Below are 20,000 nucleotides of genomic sequence, written 5' to 3'. Positions count from 1 at the left end.
TTAAAATTAGAATTAATTTGCTAATTGTTGAAAATATAGCAGTGTTTTAGTTTTATTTTATTGGTGGTAACTGAACTTAATGTAATTTTAGCTGTACTAATTGCGGAAATAACAGATTAATACAATTAATTAAATTGAGAGTCTAATGATATCATATGGTTAGCTAGTTATTATTGTATTTTGATTATATTTCAAATAGTTAATAGTATTGTTAGTGATTGTTTCTATTTATAGTCCTATTTTCATTGTGATCTCAGTCACATAAGTATATTAATGAAAAATTTGCGTCTGTAAATTTAACTTTCCGTATCAACTTAATTTGTTGATATTAATAATAAATATTATTAAACCTGTTATGTTCTATGAGATAGATGCTATCGCATAGAACACTAACTAATTTAATTAGAAAATGTATAGTATTGCTATGCAACTAAATTAAATTATTGTCGGTTTCTATTTGGAGAATATAGTGAAAAATCAAGATTTATTAGGTCTATCTTCTGCTAACATTCTAAACGCGGAATTTGAGAAGAAATACCACGACGTTATTGCTCACTTTTTCAGCCGAGATCCGAAGTATTGGCCGATATTTCAGGATAAAACAATCCAATCGATTACACAGTTTAGAAAAACCACAACTAATGATAATGACCAATTACAGCGTTATTCTAATGGGCCACAAATATTTGAACGTTTAATGGCGGATACGCAAATCCAGCAACATATTAATTACCCAGAAAACGATCCTAATGAGCTACTCATGTTAGTTTCAACTCTGTGTAAAAACTGGGAAAATCCATTAGCTGTTGAAAACGTGATTGCAATGCCAAGTGATCCGGGTGTTTATGGTTCAATCTTAGGGTTAATGGGCAACCCTAACATGGTGTATTGCGAATATTCTGGTGTTGCTGATGCATTAGAAAAAGTGACGATAAAAAAAGTCGCTAAATTGGTTGGTTACGATCCTGAAGTTGCCTCAGGTGTGTTCACTCAAGGCGGCACCATGTGTAACTTATATGGTTATCTCTTTGGATTACGCAAATCTATGCCTAATTCTAAACATTTAGGTATGGCAGCAGATCAAGATTATCGCATCATTAACTCCCAAGGCGGTCACTATTCAAACATGACTAACCTTGCACTGTTGGGGGTTGATGTTGATAACAAAACTATCCGTATTAAAGTATCTGAAGATAACACCATTAATTTAGAACACTTAGAGCGTGAGTTAAGAGCGTGCTTTACTGTTAAATGCAAAGTACCCACTATCATGTTAACCACAGGAACAACAGACACCTTTGGTGTGGATGATGTGAAAGGGGTTTGTGAGTTACGTGATCGCTTATGTGAAGAGTTCGAGATCCCTGTTAAGCCTCATGTTCACGTTGATGCCGCTGTGGGCTGGCCTATTATCTTCTTCTTAGAATATGATTTCAGCAGTAATCCACTGGCAATTAATGATGTTACCTTAGAAGGCTTACGTCAGAACGTTGAGAAATTTAAACATCTGAAATATGCCGACTCCATTACTATCGACTTCCATAAATGGGGCTATGTACCTTATACCTCAAGTTTAGTATTGGTGAAAAATGGCAATGACTTCGTGGCACTGGAAAACGATCCAGAAAACTTCACCTATTTTGAGCATGAATTAGAAGGGCAGACTCACTTACAATCTACTATTGAATGTACACGTAGTGGTGTGGGTATCTTTGGTGCTTATTCTGCAATGCACTATATGGGGATTGAAGGTTACCAAACCATTATTGCCCACTGTTTGCAAAACGCGAACTACATGCGCCATCAGTTGTTAGAGATGGGTAATGCGAAAGTGATCGTACCGCAAAACCAAGGCCCAAGTGTTGGTTTTAAACTGTATGATCCAAACCTAGTGAAAGATCCTAATGTTGCTTTTGATTTAGAGTTAACGTGCTCTACAGATAAAGAAGCATATGACTTTATGGTTCATAACACACAGTGGCATAGAAAACTTTTCTTACAACGTGGTAGAGACGGATTATTTACTAACTGGGTAGATTCTATTGCTTGCTCAAAATATGCGAAAAATAACCGTTACGTTTATCTTCCAGGTGAAAAAGCGGTATTTATGAACCCAAATACTGAACGTGCACATATTGACAATTTTATGAAGATTTTAACCGAAATGAGTCAAAATATGAGCTCAAAAAAGGCTGCGAAAATCTAATTAAATCATTGTTTGATTAAATAAAACAAACTGTACTTTAATCGAGAAAACTCGTATTAAGGTACAGTTTTTATTTTATATGATAACAATTGCAGATTATCTGAGTTGGCTATCTTTACTACCACGGCGATTATACCCACTAAAGGCATTATTCTTTTTATCAATAGCGTCTTGGCAGTTTAAACAATAACGTACACCAGGAACGGCTTTTTGCCGAGCTGGAGAGATTGGCTCGCCACATTCATCACAAAACTCTGCACTTTCACCATGTGCCATTTGGTTGCGAGCTCTTGCAATTGCATCATCAATGGTGGCATCTATTTGCTCTTGAACAGCACTATCATTAGCCCATCCACTTGCCATCATATTCTCCTATTTTAACAGTGAATATAAATACTATTATTAGGGCGATGGTGAAAAAATCAACAAAACAAAAAGGAAAATGTACCTTAATTTATCACGATAGAAATAAAAAACCCCTCATATAGAGGGGTAAATTTCAGAGGCATAACGGTTGTTGTTATTGTTTTTGTTCTCTAATAAACAGAGAAATAATAAAGAAGAGAGCGACGAATACAATAATTAGGTTAAAGCCAACAGAAACATTATAGCTTTCTGAAACCTGACCGATTAATGAACCGGCTAATGCACCGCCCAATCCTGAAGCCACATAAATAAGTCCCATCACCGAGCCACTTTTACTGGTTAATTTTGTGGCAACCGCTGCGGCTGTTGGAAATAGAACAGATAATGCAAAACCAAATACCATAAACAGATAAACAATATCTTGCACAAAGATACGGCTAACAATAATGGCAATAAGCGAGAACAGTGAAAATAAAATCAATGTTTTGCGATCACCCAGTGCAAGGTTAATAAAGCCACCAATAAAGCGACCGATAGTAAATAAGAAAGCAAAACTAGAAATCACGTAAGCGGCGGTTTCTGCTTTTTGTGCGCTACTCATATTTCCAATATCCATAGAGGTATAGAAGATAGGGAAGAAGTTTAAGAAAGCGGCTTCAGCAGCAACATACAGCGTAATAAATAAGATAACTAATAATAGCGATTTTTGTGTCAGTAACTCTAAAAAGTCACTGAATTTCATATCAACTTGTGCGCTGTTTTCTATTTTTAATGTACTTAATACGAGAATAATGACCGCAACAATAACGGCAACACCTACATAAAAAGTACGCCATGAAATAGAGTGTGAAAATAGATATTGTAAAATTAGTGGAGTGACAATCATCCCTACGCCAAACATTGCATTGGAGACGTTAAACATCATGCCAGCTTTCTCTTTATAGAAAGTCGGAATAACGGTCACGATAGAGACAAGCATCGAGCCAATACCTAATCCAATAACCAGATAAAAGCCAAAAAATAGCATCACATTAAAAGCAAGGCTGGTTCCTGTTAAGCCAACAGCCATCATCAGTGAGCCAATAAACATCATGACTTTTAACCCTTTCTTATCGGTAAAATAGCCTGTTAATAAACTGGCAATTAAAAAACCGATTTGGAAAAAGGTAATTAATGAGCCAACTTGGCTCATATTTAATGAAATATCATGTTGAACTTGTTCGAGAATAAGCCCTTTTGTATTTTGAATGCCACCGAGTAAAAACATCGTGACAAACAGAAGGAAAAAGACTTTCCATTTTTGTTGTTTAGCCATAATTTTATCCTGATTTTCCGCGGTGTATTATTCTTTAATCGTGTTGTTATAGGCGTTATTGTTAGGTGTATTGTGTTCGCCAATGGCATCAAATAATTCTTGAGTTGCCCATCCATAGCAATAATAAAGTAAGTCATCACAAGCACTTTCTTCTGCTGCAATAACCGCTTCAATTAATTGAGAGGCAGGTAAATTCCACATTTGAATACCGCTATAAATAAAGGTATTTGGCTGTGAAAGCTGGCGAACTTTATTATTTTGTTCTGCAACAAAGTGAATAGGAAAACCTTGCTGTTTAAAGGTTTCGTATGAAATATCATAAGGTAATTCAAATAAGCGTTTGAACGCAGTAAATGCACGCTCTTGGCTTTCGTTATCATGGGCAAAATGATTAATTAACCCTTGAACATCTGCACCTCCCCCTAATTTATGATAAGGGAAATGTTTGAGTGTTGAAGAATAACGGGTTAATTCATGATAATTTTGACCTAAGATCCAACTATAAGCTGGTGGCCATAAGTCAAGCCATAACGTAATACCACCCGCAGTTTGTTTGGCATCAGACAGTAATTTTTCAACTAATTGAGTCACACTTTGTTGGCGAAATACTTGCCACGCTTTTAACAAAGGTTCTTCTTTTAATGCGCTAACAGGTGTTTCGAAATCCCCTTGTTTCAATGAATCAGCTAAAGCCGCCAGACGCTGTTTGATCTCATTAACAGGTAAACCTTGCTGTACCATTTTTTTTTCACAGTGAGGGCAAAAACAGGTAAATAATCCTGCTGGATTCACTTCTTTACCTGCCCAATCAGGGAAACGAATTCTGTCAATTAAAAAGGTGTCATAACCGTAGTTTTGTTTTAATGCTGTGAATGTCTTTTGCCACAATTGAGCGACATCAGGGGCGTTAGGACAGAGCCAATGTGCTTGCGGACGACCTTTAAAATCCACAACCTGATTGTTTTCTACATCCCCGGTGAAATCGCCATTAAGAATATTAGCCCATGGAATGACTTTATATTTTCCGCCATCAGTAGCTTTTTTTATCGTCATTAGCGGATCGGCACCCGCTAAAATGGTTGGATCAACACGTTGGCTCAGACGAGGGAAATCAGTATGAGTGTTGATGTGTAGTGTACCTGTTCCCATAACCACATTATGAATAGGGTTATGAGGTAAATCACCAACAGGGTAAGGGTTACGTTCAAAAATGGTATTAATTTCGACAAATAAATGCTCGACATGCTTCATGCCATCAAGGCGTTGAAGTATAGCGGACATACCTTCGTCTAAAATATCATGTGGGTGAAGATGTATTCCTGCCATGAGTTGCTCCCATCTCGTTTAGGTGCTTTTTTATTAGGGTTATCTCAGTTGGATCTCGGGCATAAATTGAATTGATGGATAAACCGTAGCCAAGGCAAGAATGGCAATGCCATAAAGCGGGCCTTTTTCCCATAATTCAGACAGCTCGATATTCACTTTGGTGTTAGCAAATAAATGTCTATCTAGATTTGCCTGAACACGCGGTAAAAAGGTGTCAGCAGAGCGAGTGATCCCGCCTGTTAATACCACTTTTTCCAGATTTGCAATGGCAACTAAGTTCATAATGCCAATAGCAAGATAATCTGCCATTTCCTCAACTAAGGATTGAGCCAGAGGATCGCCTTGTTGTGAGGCTTGAATAATCTCAATTGCACTAAGATTTTCTCCTCGTAAGTTTGCCATGCGCTCACTTAAACCTGAGCCAGAGCAGAAACTTTCAAAGCATCCTTTGTTACGCCAATTGCGAAAGAGATGGTCACGCGCAAACATCATGTAGCCGATTTCACCAGCTGCATTGTTTGCACCGCGGATAACTTTTCCATCCATCAGCAAGGCGGAGCCTAATCCTGTGCCGATACCAATCAGCGCACAACTATGTGTATGACGACAACGGCCTTTCCACATTTCACCCACAAGTGCTGCACGAATATCATTTTCGAGTACAACGGGTACATTGAGTTTTTCTGTAAGCTGTTGTGCTAAAGGCAAATTATCCCATTGAGGTAAATTAGGAGAGCCCTCTAGTACAACACCATTTTTGATATCGATGATCCCTGGTGTGGCGACACCGATAACATTGATCTTTTGACGGTCTACGCCGCTTTTTTCGATCACATTTTCAATACTTTGTGCAAATTGCGTAATAAAGTGCTTACGATCGTCAGTATCAAAGGTAGGCTCTTGATATTCATACAACAATTCGGCATCTAAGTTAAAAACCGCATAGGCGATTTTGGTTCCGCCTAAATCAATGCTGACACCTAAACTGTGTTGAGGATCGAAGTTAACTAAAATACCTTTTCTGCCTTGTCCTGCTGGCGAACTGACACCACTTTCATAAACGATTTTTTCTTCAAGGAGATCGTTAATAATTTCAGACACCGTCGCTTTTGTAATCCCGCTAATTTTGGCTATCTGAGCCCGTGACAAAGGACCTTGATGACGAATGACATTTAATACAAGCGAGGCATTCATTTGCCGTAATGTATTGGGTACGTTCGGTGTCACGTTACTACTCCATTTGTTTAGAAACAAAACTAAAAGATGTTTTTTTTATATAAAATCGTCTGTGTTTGATAGTTATGCACCGTTTTATTTACTTTGTAAAGTATAAAACGACTAATTAGTTTAGAAACCATCCTAAATGAGTTTGCGATCACAAATTGATGAGTCTAATTTGTACAATGAGATCTTCTAAAAGATCTTCAATGTATATATTCGTTGCACATATTCTTAATGCAATAAACCGACTACAATGAAATAAATTTATATTGGCTAAAGAGAAAGTTGGCATGAAAAAAGGAATGTTATTAAAAGGGTTAATAGGAATGTTATTGCTATTCCCTCTGTATTCGCAGGCAGTAACATTAAGCGGTTATCTTGAGGTAAAACGATTATTAGCCTTAGATCATCCTTCTAATAAACAACTAGAATCGGTGACACAAGCGTACCTGAACGGTATTGCGAATGGATTTAATTTTTATGCAGTGTCAGTAAGATTGCATAATGAAGGTAATGATTTTAAGCCACTTTATTGTCCACCCAAAAAAGTCATACAAAATGGCGATTTTATGGTAAAGCATATTGATGCTTATCTTGATAAATATCCTATTGCTAAGCAAAAATATAAAGATACATCAATAGAGCTAGTTTATATTGCCGCATTACAAGATGCCTATCCTTGCGATGAATAAAAAAGAAAAATAGCCACAATCCTTGTGGCTAAAATGATTTTGGTGTGCTCTTTTTCTTGTTATTTACTTCAGGTTGCCTCTCTCATAAGCCCTTTGATGGAAGACACTCAAGCTGTTGCTGCTTCAACTTGTTTTACAGGAACAAGATGACAGCAATCGCTTTCACCGGTTTTTTCAAAGGTTGATAAACGGGTGATTAAGAGTGAATTCATGTCTGTTAATAATCCTTCTGCTTGCAGTTTTTGCATGATGCTTTCATCACAATCACTATTGTTATGACGTTGATAAGCAACTGGTGTTACACCGCGTAATACGGTGAGCTGACCCGCAAGTGCTGGATTATCTGTTAATGCATATACGTTGTTGTTTGGCATAAAGCGTGACAATAAGGTCACTGATTTGCCGTTTTCTGTTAATGCGGCAACGCTTAAATGTTTGTCATCATGGAAGGCGGTTGTCGCAGCAGCCAGAGCAATCCAACGACCAGTTTGTGAATAGTAAGACGGTGATTGCCATGGGTTTTCAGCATTAGCTGCAAAAGAGCGTTCGGCTCCTTCAGCAACACGCGCCATTGCACTAACCGCCTCGACTGGGTATTTTCCTGCCGCAGTTTCAGCGGAAAGCATTACAGCATCAGTGCCATCACCAACAGCATTCGCGATATCCATTACTTCGGCACGGGTTGGCATTGGGCTTTCAATCATCGATTCCATCATTTGAGTTGCAGTAATGACAGGGCAACCTAATGCGCGACAACGTGCAATTAGTTGTTTTTGTGCGCCTGGTAAGCTGGCATCACCGATTTCAACGGCGAGATCACCTCGTGCTACCATAATGACATCGGATGCTTTAATAATGTCATCCATATTTTCTTCACAAGAAACCACTTCTGCGCGCTCAACTTTAGCAACGATTTTGGCGTGACTTCCTGCTGCTATTACTAAATCACGGGCATATTCAATATCCGCACCATTACGAGGGAATGAAACGGCAATGTAATCTGCTTGAATAGCGGCTGCTGTGTGTATGTCTTGTTTGTCTTTCTCTGTTAATGCAGGTGCAGATAAACCACCACCGAGTAAGTTAATTCCTTTACGGTTAGATAATTTTCCACCAACAGTAACGACAGTCTCTATTTTATTATTATTTACGGCACTGACTTGTAATTGAATATTACCATCATCAAGTAACAGAATATTCCCTGGTGTGACTTCCTGAACAAGTTGTGGGTAATCCAATCCAACTTGTTGCTCGTCGCCTAATGTGCTGTCTAAATCAGCATTTAGAATAAAGCTATCACCTTGTTTTAATTGAACTGAATCATGTTTAAAATTGGCAATACGAATTTTTGGGCCTTGCAGGTCAGCTAAGATCCCGATGAATACACGATGTTTTTCTGCGACCTGACGGATAGTTGCGGCTGTTGTTTGATGCTGTTCGCTAGTGCCATGTGAAAAGTTTAAACGAAATACGTTAGCGCCTGCCAAAATCAGCTTTTCAATCATCTGTTCTGAGCAGCTAGCTGGGCCAAGAGTCGCAACAATTTTTGTCTTACGCATAATGACATTCTCTTTTTAAGGAGGGATGCTTTATGGCATCCCTCAGTGACAACTTAATTTATTAATTTAAATAGTAACTTTTTTCGCATTCCAGACTAGCGTTGCTAAAATCATGGAAACGATGGCAGAACCAATCCAGAAATACTGCACTGTGGTGAAGTCGTAGTTAGTGATATCGCCAACTTGAGTCACTTTAATCAGTGATGCCGAAATCAGTTCTTGAGCGGATGCTGCAATATAAGCAAACAGTCCGATAAAGCCTTTTACTGCACCTACTGCGTTTTTCGGCATCAGGTCACAAGCGGTTAAACCTGCTAGGAACACAACCAGACCGCCCATTGCAAAACCAACCATACTTAGTGCAACAGCATCCATAACACGGCTTTGTGGACCCCAGAACATCAGCGCAAAACCTGCGATGTTGGCGATACCGTAAATTAGTGTTGGAATATGACGGTTAGCATTAAACAGTTTGTCAGAAGCCATACCCGCTAAGATTGCGCCGAAGAAACCCGCGATTGGGTAAGTAGACATGGCGAAACCTGCATCAATCAGTGAGTAACCTTTTGAACCTTGTAGGTAAAGGACTGCCCATGAACTGATTGCGTAGCGAGAGATATACATAGCCGCACAAGCCGCTGCGATGATCCACACTGTTGGTTGTTTTAATACGAATAACTGAGCGCGACGAGTTTCTTTAGGATCACTTGATTTAATCGCTTCTGATTCTTCGCCATACGCAGTTGCTGGATCAGGTAAGCCATAAGTACGAGGACGGTCTTTTAAAATCATCAGTAAGATGATACCCGCAGCAATACCTGCGATACCTGCACCGATAAAACCTGCACGCCAGCCGAAGAAGCTCACTATGGTTGCAGTCAAGATCCAGGTAATTGCTTCACCAATATTACGCGAGCCACCCCAGATGGAATAAACCGTACCGCGTTGCTTTGGTGAGAACCACTGGAAGATAGAGACACAAGAAGGCGCTGAACCAACAGATTGGAACCAACCGTTAATACCCCATAACAGGATAAAGAACAGGCTCGCGGTTGACATCCCCATAAAAATACAAATGAAGGATGAGGCAATTAACGAGATGGACATAAAGCGTCCAATATTGGCATAATCCGACAAGAAGCCGTTAGAGAACTTACCAAATGCGTAGGTAAAGAAGAACGCAGAACCCATTAAACCGAGTTCAGCGGTGGTTACGATACCTGCATCCAGCATAGGTTTTTTCACCACACTGAGTGCCATACGAACCACATAGAACATGGCATAACCAAGAACAAGACCAAAGAAGACCTGCCATTGGTGCTTTTTATATATTGCGCGGATCTTTTCACTTGACGCTTCTATTAGCGGCAGATCCTTTCTGGTTTTAAAGAAACTTAGCATAGAGATGACTCCGAATATTATTCATGTCTGAAGCTGATTTTGGTTTTCAGAGCTGATGCTATTCATTTAGGTCATCTTGGTGCAAAACACGGAATTTGAGTCATCGATGACACATTCGGCTGAATCGGTGAGTCAAATTTGTAACATCGCTATTAGGCGTTGGTTTAAAAATGAGTGAAGATATCGTCGTATCATTGTTGTAAATGGGTCATTAAGGACTCATTAGCCCAAAATAATAAATATTGCTAAATATCAGAAGTTTGAAGTTCGACACATTTTTATGTTTATTCAAAACAAAACCAGGGGTACGTCATGAGAATAAAAATAACACTAAGCCTCGTCTGTTTATTGTTTAGTTGGCTGTTTATCACACCAGTGCGTAGTGATGAGCAGCCACTTGTTATATTGACGACGCTTTCAGATACACCAATGCGACCACTCACAGAAGCTTTTAGTGCACGTTATCCTGATACCAAAGTGCAAGTGGTTTATCGTCGTGTCGCAATAGCAACACGTATGATGAAACAATATCCCACACAGCCTGTTGATATTGTGATGTCGTCCTCGGCTAACTTTTTTCATCATCTAGATAGAGAAGGGCTACTGGCGCGATTACCTGTTAAGTATGAAACGCCAAAATGGTTGATGCGTCACAGTGATATCTTAAACGATAAAATAACCACAGTTGGTTATTCCGGCATTGGTATTATGAGCAATACACAATACTTGCAAAAGTTGGGACTTCCTGCACCGAAAAGCTGGATTGATTTAAGTGATCCGATTTATCAAGGGCACTTAACCATGACCACACCAGCGAACTCTGGCACGATGCAATTGATGGTGGAAAATGTGCTACAAGAGTATGGCTGGGAGCGAGGATGGCAGATCTTACTAGAAACCAGTGGTAATCTTTCTTCCATTTCCGCACGTAGTTCACGTGTTAGTGATGCTATTGCCAGAGGTATTGTCGGTGCTGGGCCAATTATTGATAACTACGCTTTTAACCATCAAAAACGCTTTGATTTTGTTGAGTTTAGCTATTTTGATAAATCGATTATTTTGCCGGCTTATGTCGCCATTGTGGCAGAAAGCAGTAAAAGAGACACCGCGGCCAAATTTATTGCCTTTCTTTTATCGGATGAAGGACAAGAGATCATCTATAAGAGTGATATGGCAAAGATCCCATTAAGCAAAGAGATCTTAGGTAATAACGATGAACTTGCTAATAACACAGAATTTATTTTAAACAGTAATGAGGCTTATCGTCGTAGTGAAGTGGTGAATGCGTTATTTGATCAAATGATCACGCATAATTTTCCTTTAATGCGCCAAGTTTGGAATGATATCCATGAAGCAGAAAGACAGGAAAATAAAACCCCAGAACGCATTTCTGCGATCAGTAAAGCACGAAAAATAGCAAGTTCAGTGCTTATTAGTGAAAAAGAGGCTAATTCACCGACATTACAAGCGTTATTTATGAAGGAAGCCGATCAGCGTGAATACTCTGATCAAGCGTTAGCTGTGCTATATCAATGGCGTACATTAGAAGCTGAAAGGCTTGAACAAGCACTGGTTTTATTGAAAGAAACAAAATCACCCTAACCGCCTTGTGGTTCAGATATACAGCAGGAAGCGCTGTTTTTATGAAAGGTATTACGGATGAAATTATTAGTGCCTAAACAATTTGGCAAACTAGGTAGACGCCTGTATATGGCGTTTATCTTTAGTTCTTTACTCACCTTATTGATTGGTGTGGTTATCTTTTTTATGTGGGGAAAGCTGGCGACACAAATTAATGCGTCAGTGGGAGAGTCTCTACCGATGTTAACCACCAGCTATAATATGGAGCGTTATAGCACCAATTTACAAATGCTATTAAAAGAGCGAGAGCAGACACAGAGAAAATCAGTTTCAGAGCAACAACAGCAGGAAATTCATCAGTTATTAGATAATTTACGTGAATTCCCTATTGAACAAACACCGCAACGTGATTTTTATACTCAACTTGTCGATGAATTATCAGAGCTCATTTATCAACAAGATGTATTACTCGATAAACGACGTGAATTAGAGAATCGCCTTGCTCAATTATTGGGACAATTGGCTTGGATGCATGATGCTGTTGGTGAAGATATTAAACCGCTACTTAATGAAATTGAGTGGCATGTCAGCCAAATGCTCAATGAAAAAAATGTGCAGGAAAATAGCTTACAACTGTTATTAGAATCAACGTTATTACAAGAATTATTTACCACTGAGAATGAATTAATTGGTTTAGTTGAAGAAATTGCTCATCAACGTTATAGCCGTGATATTGATGTCGCTTTTCACTATATCAGTGTCAAAATTGATGAAATTATTTCGTTAAATCAGAAACTAAAAAGCTATCCATCAACCATTGCTCACCGACAGGTATTACAAGAGATTATTTCTATCACTCGTTATGATGGTGATATTTATCAAACACTGATTGATGATGTAGAAAACGAAAAAAAGCTTAAAGCATTAACCCCTGAATTAAATGAAAAGTTATCTCAGTTTGATAATGCCGTAAGTGGTAATGTGTTGGCGACCAGTGAAGTGTTAAATAAACTCAATGGCAATACCCGTAAACTGATGGCAACAGGGAAAATTGTTATTGTAGCGATCATTGTCGCTTCTTTATTACTCAGTATTATTGTGATGAAAATCTTAATTGATAGAAGACTTATCGCAAGATTGAATAAACTAAGTGATGACTTAGCGCATGTTGCCAAAGGTAATTTAACCGAGCCTGTATTGATTGAAGGACAAGACGAAATTGGTCTATTAAGTCGGCGACTTCGTAGATTTTGGCGTCAAATGAAAGAAGTTGAAGCTAGTAATGCGTTAAATCTTATTAATAACACTGATGCGAGTTTAATTACCTGTCACCACGATGGCAGGATGGAAACAGTTAATCCAAGTGCGGCAACGTTATTAGGAACAGGAAAAGAGCAAAGTAATAAGCCGCTTTGGTTACTATTTAGCGGTGAGGCGAGCACAATGCTTAAAGCGCAATTTAGCTCAACCAGTCAGCTTTACCGTTTAGGGCAGAGTGAATGTACTATTCGCATGGTAAAAGCAGGTGAGCCACATTTTTTACAATTTAATATTCGAGAGTATCCGCATAAAGATGAACATAAATATATTGTTACTATCACGGATATTACGCGCCAAGAGTTAAGTCGATTAGAGCTTCAAAGGCTGGTGGCATTAAAAACTCAAGATCTGCAGGATAAGAATCAGCAATTAAATGAAGAGATTGTGCGTCGTGAACAAGCACAAAAACACTTAATTCAAACGCAAGAAGAGTTGGTGCAAGCCGCTAAAATGGCGGTTGTAGGCCAAGCAATGACAAGTCTTGCGCATGAACTTAATCAGCCTCTTTCTGCAATTAATACCTATTTGTATAGCGCAAAACTGACCATGCAGATGGAAAAATACGATCAATTGCCTGATTCTATAGAGCGTATTGAAAAGCTTTGCGCGCGAATGAATCGAATCATTACAGCATTGCGTAATTTCTCTCGTAAATCATCATCTGAAATTAGTTTTGTATCAGCACCATTAAAAGAGCTGGTGGAAAGTGCGATGGTGCTGGTAGAGTCTCGTTCCAAGCGAGAGCAGTGCATCATTACGAATAATATTCCTGATGAATTAACCATTTGTGCTGACCCGACTCAAATCGAGCAAGTTTTGGTTAATCTATTTGTTAATGCGATGGACGCCATTGCGGGTATTGGTGAAAGTCAGATCACTATCGATCTCTTATCTGCTGATCCTAAAAGGAAATTAGTGGGGATCGCGGATAGTGGAAAAGGGTTCAATTCTGCTGTTTTACCAAAACTATTTACCCCGTTTACCACAACAAAAGATGTGGGGCTTGGGTTAGGGTTATCCATTTGCCGTTCTATTATGCAACGGTTTGGTTATGAAATTTATTTGGCCTCAGCGTTAAACGGTGGCGCTATGGTTGTTTTGGAGTTTACTGATGACACAATCACTCATGCCTGATATTGATGTTCTATTAATTGATGATGATGAAGATATACTTGAATCTTATCGTCATTTGCTTAACCTCGCGGGTATGGTTGCCAGAGTAACTGATTCGCCTGAAAAAGCACTTAGCCTTTTAACACCAGAGTGGCAGGGTGCTGTTGTGCTCGATATCTATATGCCAGCAATGAATGGTATGGAAGTGCTTGAACGTATTAAACACATTGATCCTCGTATCCCAGTTATTATGATCACTGGGCATGGCGATATACCGCTGGCTGTTGAGGCAGTAAAAAAAGGCGCTTATGACTTTATTGAAAAGCCAATTAATCCGCCATTATTCTTAGAGTTGGTGGCAAAAGCACATAAAGAACGACAGTCTATTCTTGCCCTTAGAAATGCGGTAATCAGCACAACTCAAGAGCGATTAGTGGGTGATAGCGCACAAATCACTGCGATTAGGGAGCAAGTACAACAAATTGCCGATATCGATAAAGACTTAATGATAGAAGGCGAGATGGGAACAGGGCGTCACCTTCTTGCTCAACTCTTACATGAGTTAAGCCCGCACAGCGATAAAGCGATCCAAACTGTGGATTGCCAGAATTTATCTGATATTAAACAGGTTATTGCTCAAATTGAAGCGGATGAAGTAGGAACGCTGATTTTGCGTTCTCCTTATGATTTATCCTCAGAAGCACAACGCTGGTTAAGTTCTTATTTGTTAGATATGGAACGCCAAGGAAAGCGCCATTTTAGAACGATTGCAATTTTAGAAAATAATACACAGCAATTGGTAACAGAAGGGCGATTAATCCCTGAATTTTATTACTATTTTTCACAAATCACTTTTTCATTGCCTCCGCTAAGTGCGAGACGCCCTGATATTATTCCGCTATTTAGAGCGTTTTTGAGACAAAGTGCGCAGCGACTTGGTATTGCGGTACCGAAGATTGATCGTAATTATCTTGATATTTTAAAACGTTATGATTGGCCGGGTAATATTCGAGAGTTACGAAATGTGGCTGAATTGTATGCGGTAGGTATTGTGAAGATGGTGGATAGTGAACAACATAGAGCTATTATTCCACCAGAAGGCCCTTTGGACAACTTAGTTGATGAATATGAGCGCCGATTAATTGAGGATGCATTATATTTATTTGCAGGTCGTGTTAGTGATGTGGCGGATTATTTAGGTATTCCTCGTAAGAAGCTGTATTTACGGATGAAAAAGCACGATCTTGATAAAGATAGCTATAAACCGAAGGTTTGATTTAGATCCTATGGAATAACAAAGAAGCGCCATACCGGCGCTCTTTCGCATTTTTTCTTTTAAGATACATCGATTGAATTATCTTGCAGCGAGAGTTACAAAATCGCCTGACCACTTACTGGTAAATTCAATACGCAAAGCGCCTTCCCATAAACCTTCTGGTAATGATGCAACAGTTTGAGAACCATTGATAACATTAAATAAAAAAGCACTTTGAAGACTTTTTAACTCGCTTTTCTCTGATTCTTTATTCTCAGCCACCAGCCCATGATGAATACCTTTTTGATTATCGAGAATAACGGTTTCTTGATTATTTGATAATGTTTTACCGTTCCAGTCTGCTTTCACTGTTAATACAGAATTATCAGTCGCATTTTTAAGTTCATTACTAATAATTTTCGAAGTTAATTTAAAGTCTGTTGCCCCTTCGGCATCTTTAACAGTGATATCAAAAGTCCCATTTTGTGTATTAAAGCGGTTATTTTCTGTTACTTCAAAATGTAGGGCATTTAAAGGGGTAACACCTAATTCACTTTGTGGTTTTTTTACTGCTGTAGCATGCCAATTTGCAACAGTTTGTATAGAAGCACTGTTGTTTGCGTAAGTTGCAGTTGTGGTAAATGCTGTCAGTAATAGGCTTAGTAAGACGTGGTATTTTTTCATGGTTTATTCCTAAAAAATTATCGACGTTAATAGCAATATCGGCTAAAAAGTTTTTTTCATGAATTTATAAATAAAATTATGAGCATCCAAAAAAGATGAATCATTAGATAAATTATCGAATAAATTTGAAAAATAGTTTATTAAAAACGTCATAAAAAAATAGGAATAAAATGTAATAAAAATAACTTTATCGTTAATAATGTAAAATAATTAATTATCAATAACTTATATTGTTATTGTTATCTTTTTATGATTATTGCTCAAAAGTTAAAAATGATAAATATGACAAAATATAAATTAATTTAATTAATTATGTATTTGCAAAAATTATATATTTAACAAAGTTACATTTTCTTTCAAATGAGAGGAAATAACAGGAAAGGTTATGAAATAGGTAGGATCACTTATTTTATAATAAAAAAGGTAGCTTATTAGGCTACCTTTATTTTTTTAATCAGCATTTATGTTAGTTTGTAGTGCAATTATTCTCTAATCCAATATAACGGTCAAAGGCAATAATAAACTGTTTATGCTCTTTCTTTAGCCAAGGATGTTGGTAACTTTCACCGGGTAACAGTTGTAATATTTTGGCATTTTCTTCGTCAGAATCGCATTTGTCATTTAACAGTAAACGGAAATAAGTATTGCCTGTGTTTCTGATGGTGCCAGCAACATTATTATGATCATAAGTGAATTTCATTTCACGAGGACGAATAACCATCACGGTGTTTAATCCAACAGTCGGAACGACTAAAGGCTGTTTACTGTTTTCTTGATAAGGTACTAAGTTAACAGGAGTTTCTTCAATAATAATTCGGTAATAACGCTCTTTATCGTCTTTGGCACCTTTATAAAATAATTTAAAAAACTCATGTTCATTAGGTAATAATACTTTTTGCAACGGTGTGTAAAGTATTTCACCATCATCGATAGGGAGTTGTTTTTCATCTTTTTCTTTGCCTCCCGGTTTTTCGATTTTATAGACATGAATTTTATAAAGATTCGTTCTGTCTGTATTATTAAGATAAGTGCGAGAGAAAAAGGTTTTATCAGATTCAAGAGTAAAAACTTCAGAACCTACATAAAGAGCATGGGTTGAAAATGTTAGTGCTGAGAGCACTAATATACTGATAAATTTTAATATTTTTTTCATTCTATCTCTTTAATTCGCTTTTTAATAATCAGTAATAAACCACACTATAATACTGTTAATCCAGATTACATTATGTAGGTTCAAAAGCAAAACGGGTATAAACACTAAATTTATACCCGTTGATTAACCAACTTGACTGTTAGTAAATATCTGTGCCAGACCATTCAGCAAATACATTGACATAACCGCTGGCTTCTACCACGCCAATCCAGTCTTCCCCTTCCATTGAGAAAAGAGATGTTCCTTCATTCATCGGAAAGGTTAATTGCAAATCGGTACGATAGAAATAACCCTCTAATTGATAAGGATAAGGCCATGTGGTTTGTGTCCATAAGGCTTCTTTTATGGAGATAGGTACATTATCGCAAGCTGTGCGGGTTTTAACTTTTGAACCACTTTCATCGGTATAAGTCAGATAAGCTGAAAAGGGTACATTAATTTTTTTATCTTTAGAGCTAAATAAGCAGTAAGGCTGACCTTTTAATGTAATTTGAGGGCCTTCAACTGCGGCTGTAATTTTATTTGCTTGGCGAAATGCACTGGTGGTAACGATATAGTCAAAGGTTAGCGGTGGCTCTTTATCGCCCACTTTTCCTTCACGATAAGGATTATTTATCATCTCTTTAGAAACAATGCTAACACCATAATCACGAGGTTTTATAATTAAGGTATTGGAAGGCGTAAATTCATAATAGCCAGATTGAGATAATTTTGTATTATCAACGAAGAAAGTAAATAGCTCTTGGCTTTTTGCTAAATCAATTTTTTTTGTGATAACTTCTTTTAAGAAAGCTTGTCCCATAAAAAGGTAAATATCACCGTCACCATTATAAACAATTTTATCTATATCTATTATTGAAGTTCCACCTGAATTCCATACGTTCTTACCATCACCAATATAGAGTGAACTTTTTGATTTAAGCCCATCTATTAAAGGATTAAGTTTTAGAGCAATATCCATATTATTTCCTGTAAGACTACCTTCGAAATTGTAAGCGACAAGAGCGCACATTATACCTTGCTCTTTTTTAACAACGGCACTCTCACAAAGCTTAGAACCTAATCCTAATACCGCATTACCATTACTATCAACAAAAATCTCTTGTAAAGCATTGGTGGATTTTAAGGTTAAATGACCCGTTTTAGTTAAAGAGATCATGTCATTTTTTATATGATAATTCCCACCAACAGATTCACAACTCTGAGTATTAACGTCATAATCAATTTTAGTTGAACATGCGTTATAATTTAATGTTGTTGTATTTCCAACAGGAAGCTTTCTAAAAAATTGATATGCCGACATAGAAAGTACGCCACGTGCATAAAGTGCCTGTCCATCATTTGTATATAAATAAGATTTATAACTGCCATCACTTTTAATTCGTTCGGCATGAAGAGTAAAGTCATTAGGACAACCACTACTTTGCATACAGCGACTACCAATAAAAGGGGAGTCAATAGGGGAATCTTTTAGCCAAATATCCATATATTCCCCCTTTTTAGCAAATGAACTATCAGGTTTTTCTGATGGTCCTAAATAACCTAAACTCTTTTGCCCAACAGGATATTTAGTTAATATATTAGCACCAGAAAAACGAGGCTTAGATCTTGTTGGTGGTGCTATAAAATATTCATTATCGATATTATTTTCGATAAAAATATAATCAGTTTCACCTGCATAACTTGGCATTGAAAATAAATTTATTGCGACTGTAGTTAAAAGGCCAAGTGTTAAAAAAGAAGGCTTTATCATCATTATTATTCCTTTTAATTTCGAATCGCCAATGTAGTCTGCGGATCACAAATCACATCACCTACCCATAACACACCACGTGCAGATGAAAGATCTAATTCAGCTTCACAAATTTGTTTATCATCTTGTTGTAATGAAATGACTGGGTAGCGTTTATCAACATCCATTGCAAATTGGCCTTGGTGGTCGGTTTGAGTGCGACCGATATGGTTACGAACTTGCGCACTGGCTAACAGTGTGCCATCAGGCGATTTCATTCGACCAAATACGGTAACCATTTGTTTTAATTCAGGTTGATGTACTGCAACGTTACCCGGATAAAGCACTACGTTTTTCACTCGACCTGAGGCGATATCAAAGCTATCTTCACTGTTTTTATCATTGAGTAATTCGACCTTATATTCCGCGTAAGGAGAAAGCGGAATAAAGTTATTGCTACCGGATAAAACAAAGCGTTGGCCATTGACGTTGGCGGCAATTTGCCCTTCACCATCAATGCCTGTTTTAACAATTACCCCTGATGTTTCTTGTTTACCACTGGCAGAGAAATTCATATCACTATATGCCAATGAACCTCTAGCGGTTAACGTAGTATTTAAACGATCATTATTAGGGCGACTCATGGTTAGCGTACCAGTACTGTATTTGGTATCAAAAGAGCCGTAACCACTGACAGAGAAATCACTGTCAGTACCGTCTTTATCGTGTAATAAGGTTGATACCGATAAACCTGCGTTACGAATAGCCGAATCTTCAAAGCTTTTCGATGCAGATAACTCGCCACGCACATTACCATTACTAGAAGAAACGCCGGCACTAAGCCATGTTGCGAGTGGTAGTGAGAAATCCAGTGTGATGTATTTTTCGTTAGTGCTACTTTGGTTATCGTAGTGATAACGTTGAACACCGGTACGCAAACTCATGCTACCGTAACGTCCGTTATAGAGTGTGGTGGAATATTCAAAGTTATTCGATTTGTTTTTATCGCGTAAATCTTTGGTATAGGAATAGGTAAATGATCCGGCATATTCCCAAAATTGAGTCAAATTGAGGGT

15 protein-coding genes are annotated in these 20,000 nt (G+C 37.8%); 5 read left to right on the top strand and 10 right to left on the bottom strand.

Annotated elements, in window-relative coordinates; all coding sequences use genetic code 11:
• Positions 1-469: 469 nt before the first annotated feature.
• On the top strand, positions 470-2,206 hold the full coding sequence (locus tag GWI68_RS09185; RefSeq protein ID WP_166540076.1) for a pyridoxal-dependent decarboxylase: 1,737 nt from the start codon (positions 470-472) through the stop codon (positions 2,204-2,206).
• A 96-nt stretch (positions 2,207-2,302) separates the two neighbouring features.
• Here GWI68_RS09185 and GWI68_RS09180 read toward each other — a convergent pair whose 3' ends face one another.
• The 4 genes from GWI68_RS09180 to GWI68_RS09165 form a co-directional block, all read right to left on the bottom strand.
• Positions 2,303-2,569, bottom strand: coding sequence for a DksA/TraR family C4-type zinc finger protein (locus tag GWI68_RS09180; protein ID WP_166540075.1), 267 nt, complete (start codon positions 2,567-2,569; stop codon positions 2,303-2,305).
• 157 nt (positions 2,570-2,726) lie between these two features.
• Positions 2,727-3,887, bottom strand: coding sequence for an MFS transporter (locus tag GWI68_RS09175; RefSeq protein WP_072068996.1), 1,161 nt, complete (start codon positions 3,885-3,887; stop codon positions 2,727-2,729).
• Positions 3,888-3,914: 27 nt separating this feature from the next.
• Positions 3,915-5,213 (bottom strand): hypothetical protein, encoded by a 1,299-nt coding sequence (locus GWI68_RS09170; protein ID WP_166540074.1) that lies wholly within the window; start codon positions 5,211-5,213, stop codon positions 3,915-3,917.
• 39 nt (positions 5,214-5,252) lie between these two features.
• Positions 5,253-6,440, bottom strand: coding sequence for an ROK family transcriptional regulator (locus tag GWI68_RS09165; RefSeq protein WP_227336065.1), 1,188 nt, complete (start codon positions 6,438-6,440; stop codon positions 5,253-5,255).
• A gap of 284 nt (positions 6,441-6,724) precedes the next feature.
• Here GWI68_RS09165 and GWI68_RS09160 point away from each other — a divergent pair, with 284 nt between their 5' ends.
• A complete protein-coding gene (locus tag GWI68_RS09160; RefSeq protein WP_166540073.1) occupies positions 6,725-7,126 on the top strand; it encodes a hypothetical protein in 402 nt (133 codons plus the stop codon).
• A 107-nt stretch (positions 7,127-7,233) separates the two neighbouring features.
• On the opposite strand, the gene pyk is transcribed toward GWI68_RS09160, so the two are convergent.
• Together pyk and GWI68_RS09150 are read right to left on the bottom strand one after the other, a co-directional pair.
• Entirely contained in the window at positions 7,234-8,685 is a 1,452-nt protein-coding gene (pyk, locus tag GWI68_RS09155; RefSeq protein WP_166540072.1) for a pyruvate kinase, read from the bottom strand.
• 66 nt (positions 8,686-8,751) lie between these two features.
• Complete coding sequence (locus GWI68_RS09150; protein ID WP_166540071.1) at positions 8,752-10,086, bottom strand: MFS transporter; 1,335 nt, start codon at positions 10,084-10,086, stop codon at positions 8,752-8,754.
• A gap of 312 nt (positions 10,087-10,398) precedes the next feature.
• Between GWI68_RS09150 and GWI68_RS09145 the strand changes: the two genes are divergently transcribed.
• The 3 genes from GWI68_RS09145 to GWI68_RS09135 are packed head-to-tail and all read left to right on the top strand — an operon-like array spanning position 10,399 to position 15,376.
• Positions 10,399-11,688, top strand: a complete 1,290-nt coding sequence (locus GWI68_RS09145) for an ABC transporter substrate-binding protein (RefSeq protein ID WP_166540070.1) — start codon at positions 10,399-10,401, stop codon at positions 11,686-11,688.
• A gap of 57 nt (positions 11,689-11,745) precedes the next feature.
• Positions 11,746-14,121: an ATP-binding protein gene (locus GWI68_RS09140; protein ID WP_166540069.1), complete on the top strand. Its 2,376-nt coding sequence runs from the start codon at positions 11,746-11,748 to the stop codon at positions 14,119-14,121.
• Complete coding sequence (locus GWI68_RS09135; RefSeq protein WP_109410035.1) at positions 14,099-15,376, top strand: sigma-54 dependent transcriptional regulator; 1,278 nt, start codon at positions 14,099-14,101, stop codon at positions 15,374-15,376. Before GWI68_RS09140 ends, GWI68_RS09135 begins: the two co-directional genes overlap by 23 nt.
• A 78-nt stretch (positions 15,377-15,454) precedes the next feature.
• Here the strand turns inward: GWI68_RS09135 and GWI68_RS09130 are convergent, their stop codons facing one another.
• The 4 genes from GWI68_RS09130 to GWI68_RS09115 all read right to left on the bottom strand — a co-directional run.
• Positions 15,455-16,039 carry a common pilus major fimbrillin subunit EcpA gene (locus GWI68_RS09130; RefSeq protein WP_109410034.1) on the bottom strand — a complete coding sequence of 195 codons (585 nt, stop codon included), beginning with the start codon at positions 16,037-16,039 and terminating at the stop codon, positions 15,455-15,457.
• 466 nt (positions 16,040-16,505) lie between these two features.
• Positions 16,506-17,192, bottom strand: coding sequence for a fimbrial protein (locus GWI68_RS09125; protein WP_208105149.1), 687 nt, complete (start codon positions 17,190-17,192; stop codon positions 16,506-16,508).
• A 139-nt stretch (positions 17,193-17,331) separates the two neighbouring features.
• Complete coding sequence (locus tag GWI68_RS09120; protein ID WP_166540068.1) at positions 17,332-18,948, bottom strand: fimbrial protein; 1,617 nt, start codon at positions 18,946-18,948, stop codon at positions 17,332-17,334.
• Positions 18,949-18,959: 11 nt separating this feature from the next.
• A partial coding sequence (locus GWI68_RS09115) for a CS1-pili formation C-terminal domain-containing protein (RefSeq protein ID WP_208105148.1) occupies positions 18,960-20,000 on the bottom strand: 1,041 nt, incomplete at its 5' end.

The organism is Proteus sp. G2669, from assembly GCF_009915245.1.
GTDB lineage: Bacteria > Pseudomonadota > Gammaproteobacteria > Enterobacterales > Enterobacteriaceae > Proteus.
This window is presented reverse-complemented; position numbering and strand designations above follow the sequence as displayed.

Coding starts and splice junctions, on each gene's coding strand:
- GWI68_RS09180 (WP_166540075.1), bottom strand. CDS start 2,569: ATGGCAAGTGGATGGGCTAATGATAGTGCTGTTCAAGAGCAAATAGAT.
- GWI68_RS09175 (WP_072068996.1), bottom strand. CDS start 3,887: ATGGCTAAACAACAAAAATGGAAAGTCTTTTTCCTTCTGTTTGTCACG.
- GWI68_RS09170 (WP_166540074.1), bottom strand. CDS start 5,213: ATGGCAGGAATACATCTTCACCCACATGATATTTTAGACGAAGGTATG.
- GWI68_RS09160 (WP_166540073.1), top strand. CDS start 6,725: ATGAAAAAAGGAATGTTATTAAAAGGGTTAATAGGAATGTTATTGCTA.
- pyk (WP_166540072.1), bottom strand. CDS start 8,685: ATGCGTAAGACAAAAATTGTTGCGACTCTTGGCCCAGCTAGCTGCTCA.
- GWI68_RS09150 (WP_166540071.1), bottom strand. CDS start 10,086: ATGCTAAGTTTCTTTAAAACCAGAAAGGATCTGCCGCTAATAGAAGCG.
- GWI68_RS09145 (WP_166540070.1), top strand. CDS start 10,399: ATGAGAATAAAAATAACACTAAGCCTCGTCTGTTTATTGTTTAGTTGG.
- GWI68_RS09140 (WP_166540069.1), top strand. CDS start 11,746: ATGAAATTATTAGTGCCTAAACAATTTGGCAAACTAGGTAGACGCCTG.
- GWI68_RS09135 (WP_109410035.1), top strand. CDS start 14,099: ATGACACAATCACTCATGCCTGATATTGATGTTCTATTAATTGATGAT.
- GWI68_RS09130 (WP_109410034.1), bottom strand. CDS start 16,039: ATGAAAAAATACCACGTCTTACTAAGCCTATTACTGACAGCATTTACC.
- GWI68_RS09125 (WP_208105149.1), bottom strand. CDS start 17,192: ATGAAAAAAATATTAAAATTTATCAGTATATTAGTGCTCTCAGCACTA.
- GWI68_RS09120 (WP_166540068.1), bottom strand. CDS start 18,948: ATGATGATAAAGCCTTCTTTTTTAACACTTGGCCTTTTAACTACAGTC.